Genomic DNA, 3,672 nt, shown 5'->3' with positions numbered 1-3,672 from the left:
CGCCCGCCAGGCGTGCGACGTCGGCGCGCGCCGCCTCCAGCCGGACCAGCAGCGGTGCGGCGTGCTCCAGCAGCCGCTGCCCGGCCCCGGTCGGGCCGACCGGGCGGCGGAGCAGCAGCGCGGTCCCGAGGTCCGCCTCCAGCGCGGCGATCTGCTGGGAGACCGCGGACTGGGTGTAGCCGAGCTCCCGTGCCGCCTCCGAGAAGGAGGCGAGGCGGGTGACGGTGACAAAGGTGCGCAGCTGCTGCGGGTCCACGGTGGACATCAACCGTTCTGATCGAAGCTTAAGGAATCATCGTTGGCGCTGATCTCGGGTGCGGGGTCAGGATAGCCGCATGACGCATCTGACCCCGCGGGTCGCCCTCGTCGGCGACCGCTCCCCCGCCGTCCGCTCGCACGCCCGGATCCCCGGCCTGCTGGACGCCCTCGCCGAGCACGACCACCTCGTCCTGGACGCCTACTGGATCCCGACCGGGGACGCCGCCGCACCCGGCGCCCTGGACGGCTTCGACGCGGTCTGGCTGCTGCCCGGCAGCCCGTACCGCAGCGAGGCCGGCGCACTGGCCGCCGTCCGGACCGCCCGCGAGCGCGGCATCCCCTTCCTCGGCACCTGCGCCGGGTTCCAGCACGCGGTGCTGGAGTACGCCCGGAACGTCTGCGGCCTGGCCGGGGCCGTGAACGGCGAGGACCACCCGGACGCGGAGCAGCAGGTGATCGTCCCGCTGGCCTGTTCGCTGGTCGGCCACGAGGGGGCCGTCACCGTCACCCCGGGGAGCCTCGCCGAGCGGGTCCTCGGCGCCACCCGCACCCTGGAGCGCTACCACTGCGCGTACGGCCTCAACGGCGCCTACCTGGAGCGGCTGGCCGCGCACGGCCTGCGGTTCAGCGGCGCGGACGAGTCGGGCGAGGTGCGCGTCCTGGAACTGCCCGGCCACCCGTTCTTCCTGGCCTCGCTCTTCCAGCCCGAGCTGTCCGGCGACGGCACCCGGGCGCACCCCATGATCCGTGCCCTGGCCGGCGCCGCCGTGGCGCACGCGGACGCGGACGCGGGCACCCCGGCCGCGACGGTCACAACGGCCTGATCAAACCCCGCACCTGAGCGCGCCTCATGCGCGAGCGCGTCTCACATCGGCAGCGACCGCAGCCGCACCGGCCCCTCCGGCCACCCGGCCCCGACGGCCAGCGGCGCCCACATGGTGCGCAGCGGCATCTCCGCCAGCCGCCCCTCCGGCTGTTCCACCGTCACGCCCTCGGCCACCTCCCGGAAGCCGAGCCCCCGGTAGAACGCGGCCAGCGGCGGGCGGCAGAACAGCAGCGCGTACCGGTGGCCGAGCGTGCGCGCGTGGTCGAGGGCGGCCCCGACCACGGCCTGCGCGAGGCCGCCGTGGCGCCGGTCGGGCGCGACGCAGACCCCGCCGACGCCCATCACGGCGAGGTCGGTGCCGCCCACGGTGAGCGGCAGCGGCACCAGTCCGGTGTGGGCGACGAGCCGGCCGTCGGCGGCCCGGATGCCGAAGTGGATCTCCTTGGGGCGGAAGGTCAGCCCCGTGTACGCGACGCCGTACGGGTCGTCCCCGGGGCCGAGGATCTCAGCCTGCTCGGCACGGCCGTACTGCGCGAGCCGTTCGACCACGGGCGCTCCGACGAGCGGCTGTTCGGCGGGAGACTGTCCGGCGGGAGGCTGTCCGGCGGGAGGCTGTCCGGCGAGCGGCGGCGCGGGCGAGAAACGATCATCCATCCCGCCATGCTCCCCTCCCGCCGGAGCCTTCCACCAGTCCCTTCCCGGCCACTCGGTCCGACGACTGCTCGGGCCGACGGCCGCCGGCCGCCCCGATCGGCCACCGGGCGCCGACCCGGCGTCAGGCCGCCGCGCGCCGCACCAGCTCCGCCCAGACCTCGGCCACCCGCGCCTCCAGCTCCGCCAGGCCGCCGCCGTTGTCGATCACCAGGTCCGCGATCGCCAGCCGCCCGTCCCGGGAAGCCTGCGCGGCCATCCGGGCCCGGGCCTCCTCCTCGGCCATCCCGCGCAGCCGCACCAGCCGGTCCAGCCGCACGTCGTCGGCCGCGTCCACCACCACGACCAGGTCGAACAGCGGCGCCAGGCCGTTCTCGGCCAGCAGCGGCACGTCGTGCACCACGACCGCGTCCGGCGCGGCCGCCGCCTCCAGCTCGGCGGAGCGGGTCCGCACCAGCGGGTGGACGATCGCGTTCAGCGCCTTCAGCCGCTCCGGGTCGGCGAACACGACCGCGCCGAGCGCCGGACGGTCCAGCGAGCCGTCCTCCCGCAGCACCCCCGGTCCGAACTCGGCGACCACGGCCGCCAGACCGTCCGTTCCGGGGGCGACCACCTCGCGGGCGATCACGTCGGAGTCCACGATCACCGCGCCATGCGCGGCGAACAGCCGGGACACCTCGCTCTTGCCCGCACCGATGCCGCCCGTCAGTCCGATCTTCAGCATGGCGTCAGGCTACCGGTGCCCCCTCGAACCCGTCAGCAGAGGCCCGGTCGGCCCAGGCCCGGTCGGCCCGGCTCCGACCCGAACAGGCCCGGCTCCGATCCGAACAGGCCCGGCGAAGCCCGGACCCGGTCGAGCACAGGCCCCGTCAGCCCAGCTCCAGGCTCTCGCCCTCCCCCAGCACCAACAGCTCCGCACCCGTCCCCGGCCCGTCCGGCCCGACCAGCCGGGTCTGCACGGCGAGCCCGATCGGGCTGAGCACCGCCTCGTGCACCGGCACCGCCCGGCGCGGCGAGGCTTCCCGGACGTAGTCGACCACCTCGGAGGCCTTGCTCCAGGGGGCCGCGATCGGCAGCAGCAGGGTCTCCACGGCGTGCGGCGGCACGGTGAACGCGTCGCCGGGGTGGAACAGCCGGCCGTCGAAGAGGAAGCCGATGTTCCGCACCGGCGGGAGGTCCCGGTGGATCTCCGCGTGCCACTCGCCGTGCACCGAGACGCCGAGCCCGCCGACCTCGAAGGCGTCGCCCTCGCCGACCACGCCGACCCGCTGCGCCACGCCGTCCAGCTGGTCGGCGACGGCCCGGTTGGTCCACACCCGCAGCGCCGGGTCGGCCTCCAGCGCGGCGCGCAGCCGGGACTCCTCGAAGTGGTCCATGTGCTCGTGGGTGATCAGGACGGCGTCCACCCCGGCCAGGGCGGCGGGGTCGGTGAAGCTCCCGGGGTCGACGACGACCGTGCTGCCGCCGTGCTCGACGCGTACGCAGGCATGTCCGAACTTGGTGATTCGCATGCTCGAAACCCTACAGCAAGGCTGTACAGCGGTGCTGGATATATTGCCGATAGACTTCCCCCATGACCAGCGAAGCCCCGCACCCGGACACCCTGGAACTCGCCGCCGACCTGCGCGCCGCCCTCGGCAGCCTGGTCCGCTCCCTGCGCGACAGCGATGAACTGCCGCAGAACCAGGCCGCCGTCCTCGGCCTGCTGGTCCGCGACGAACGCTCCTGCACGGTCGCCGAACTCGCCGCCCTCCAGCGGGTCCGCCACCAGTCGATGGCCCGCACCGTCGCGCTGATGACCGAGGCCGGACTGGTCGTCCAGCAGCCCCACCCCACCGACGGCCGCAAGCTGCTCGTCACCGCCACCGGAGCCGGCCGCACCGCCCTGCTCGACCAGCGCGCCCGCCGCGAACACCGGATCGCCACCGCCATCGAGT

Annotated in this window: 6 protein-coding genes; 2 read left to right on the top strand and 4 right to left on the bottom strand. The window is 75.1% G+C overall.

Going from position 1 to position 3,672, the window contains the following annotated elements; translation table 11 throughout:
- The coding region (locus AE652_RS37190) for a LysR family transcriptional regulator (protein WP_159028669.1) at positions 1-256 on the bottom strand (256 nt) is incomplete at its 3' end.
- A gap of 79 nt (positions 257-335) precedes the next feature.
- Here AE652_RS37190 and AE652_RS37185 point away from each other — a divergent pair.
- Positions 336-1,082: a CTP synthase gene (locus AE652_RS37185; protein ID WP_049659643.1), complete on the top strand. Its 747-nt coding sequence runs from the start codon at positions 336-338 to the stop codon at positions 1,080-1,082.
- 41 nt (positions 1,083-1,123) lie between these two features.
- Here AE652_RS37185 and AE652_RS37180 read toward each other — a convergent pair whose 3' ends face one another.
- From AE652_RS37180 to AE652_RS37170, 3 genes are all read right to left on the bottom strand, one after another.
- Complete coding sequence (locus tag AE652_RS37180; RefSeq protein WP_082346223.1) at positions 1,124-1,738, bottom strand: GNAT family N-acetyltransferase; 615 nt, start codon at positions 1,736-1,738, stop codon at positions 1,124-1,126.
- Positions 1,739-1,859: 121 nt separating this feature from the next.
- A complete protein-coding gene (coaE, locus tag AE652_RS37175) occupies positions 1,860-2,459 on the bottom strand; it encodes a dephospho-CoA kinase (protein WP_049659638.1) in 600 nt (199 codons plus the stop codon).
- Between the two features lie 145 nt (positions 2,460-2,604).
- Positions 2,605-3,246 carry an MBL fold metallo-hydrolase gene (locus tag AE652_RS37170; RefSeq protein ID WP_049659636.1) on the bottom strand — a complete coding sequence of 214 codons (642 nt, stop codon included), beginning with the start codon at positions 3,244-3,246 and terminating at the stop codon, positions 2,605-2,607.
- Between the two features lie 62 nt (positions 3,247-3,308).
- Between AE652_RS37170 and AE652_RS37165 the strand changes: the two genes are divergently transcribed.
- The coding region (locus tag AE652_RS37165; protein WP_049659633.1) for a MarR family winged helix-turn-helix transcriptional regulator at positions 3,309-3,672 on the top strand (364 nt) is incomplete at its 3' end.

The organism is Kitasatospora sp. MY 5-36 (assembly GCF_001182915.1).
GTDB lineage: Bacteria > Actinomycetota > Actinomycetes > Streptomycetales > Streptomycetaceae > Kitasatospora.
This window is presented reverse-complemented; position numbering and strand designations above follow the sequence as displayed.

Coding starts and splice junctions, on each gene's coding strand:
- coaE (WP_049659638.1), bottom strand. CDS start 2,459: ATGCTGAAGATCGGACTGACGGGCGGCATCGGTGCGGGCAAGAGCGAG.
- AE652_RS37185 (WP_049659643.1), top strand. CDS start 336: ATGACGCATCTGACCCCGCGGGTCGCCCTCGTCGGCGACCGCTCCCCC.
- AE652_RS37180 (WP_082346223.1), bottom strand. CDS start 1,738: ATGGATGATCGTTTCTCGCCCGCGCCGCCGCTCGCCGGACAGCCTCCC.
- AE652_RS37170 (WP_049659636.1), bottom strand. CDS start 3,246: ATGCGAATCACCAAGTTCGGACATGCCTGCGTACGCGTCGAGCACGGC.